The sequence below is a fragment of the Paenibacillus sp. OT2-17 genome (assembly GCF_009827695.1).
GTDB classification, from domain to species: Bacteria; Bacillota; Bacilli; order Paenibacillales; family Paenibacillaceae; genus Paenibacillus; species Paenibacillus polymyxa_B.
This window is the reverse complement of sequence record NZ_WUDQ01000755.1, coordinates 1-1,433: the sequence shown is the minus strand read 5'-3', so window position 1 is coordinate 1,433 and position 1,433 is coordinate 1. Positions and strand designations below refer to the sequence as shown.

Below are 1,433 nucleotides of genomic sequence, written 5' to 3'. Positions count from 1 at the left end.
AAAATGGGAGCGGCTGAGGTGGCATTAAAAGATGTAACATCAGTGAGCCATGCTAACACAACGACTCCCGCTACAGGTACATCGGATACTTCATCTTCTTCCTCTACTGGAAGCGGTGAGAACTCATGAATGACAGGATAACGGTCGGACGCCTTTTTCCCGCCAACGTGCCCCCGGCAGCAATCACACAAAACCGAGTGAATTCGGTATCCAAGGATGCCAGACCGTTCGGTCAGGTGTTGCAGGATCAGGTGCTCAAGCTGAGCAACCATGCAGCCAAGCGTCTGGAGCAGCGGGGAATAGAGTTGAGAAGTGACCAAATGGCGAAAATCAACTCTGCTGTGGATAAAGCAGCTGCCAAAGGCGCCAAAGAATCATTGATTTTAATGCAGGATATGGCTTTGATTGTAAGTGTACCTAATCGAACAGTTGTTACCGCGATGGATAAGAAATCCATGGAGGATAACGTATTTACGCAGATAGATAGTGCTGTAATTATTTCATGAAAAATGTATACGAAGTGGCTGGCCCGAATAGGAAAGCCATGAAAAAGCCGCGGATCGACTGATGCGGTCAACTAAGCAACCAATCAGAGGAGGATTTATACTCAATGTTGAGATCAATGTATTCAGGTGTATCGGGCATGAAGGGCTTTCAAACGAAGCTGGACGTTATCGGTAACAACATTGCAAACGTAAATACTACAGGCTTCAAGTCCAGCCGAGTAATGTTCAAGGATATCTTGAGCCAAACGAGTTCAGGCGCAAGTGCACCAGACGGAACAACAACCGCCGGGCAGAATGCCAAGCAGGTAGGTTTGGGGGTATCGGTCAGCTCAATTGATACACTGCATCTTCCAGGTAGTGCAATGACTACGAACAACCCAACGGATTTACGTATTAACGGTGACGGATTTTTCCTGGTCAAAATGAATGATGCACAGGAAGTTCCTTATCTGACTCGTGCGGGTGATTTCCACATAGATGCAAACCGGAATCTGGTTACTTCCGATGGATTTTTTGTGGGAGATTTGGGTGGAGATCCAATCACACTTGCTGACAATGTTACGGCAGTCTCTATCTCACAGGACGGTACAATTGTACAACAATTGGATGACGGAACAGTTGATAATGGCACGCAAATTGGATTAGCCAGAGTCACGAATCCAGAAGGTTTAGAAAAAATCGGTGGGAGCTTGTACCGTACTACGGTCAACTCAAATATTGATGCAATTGAGCCTGGAGCAGCCAACTCAGAGGGGCGTGGAGCTATCATCGCGGGTCAGCTGGAAATGTCCAACGTTGATCTGACAGGCGAATTTACCGAAATGATCGTAGCTCAGCGCGGATTCCAAGCGAACTCGCGTATCATTACGACCTCGGATGAAGTGCTTCAGGAAGTTGTAAACTTGAAACGATAATCTCATTTAAACG

At 46.7% G+C, this 1,433-nt stretch carries 2 protein-coding genes; both read left to right on the top strand.

Annotation, left to right across the window (positions count from 1 at the left end; translation table 11 throughout):
- The first annotated feature begins 125 nt into the window (after nucleotides 1–125).
- Complete coding sequence (locus GRP75_RS26815; RefSeq protein WP_023988192.1) at nucleotides 126–506, top strand: TIGR02530 family flagellar biosynthesis protein; 381 nt, start codon at nucleotides 126–128, stop codon at nucleotides 504–506.
- Nucleotides 507–610: 104 nt separating this feature from the next.
- The gene (flgF, locus tag GRP75_RS26810) at nucleotides 611–1,420 is read left to right on the top strand and encodes a flagellar basal-body rod protein FlgF (protein ID WP_023988193.1); all 810 of its coding nucleotides are present in this window, start codon (nucleotides 611–613) and stop codon (nucleotides 1,418–1,420) included.
- Nucleotides 1,421–1,433 lie beyond the last annotated feature (13 nt).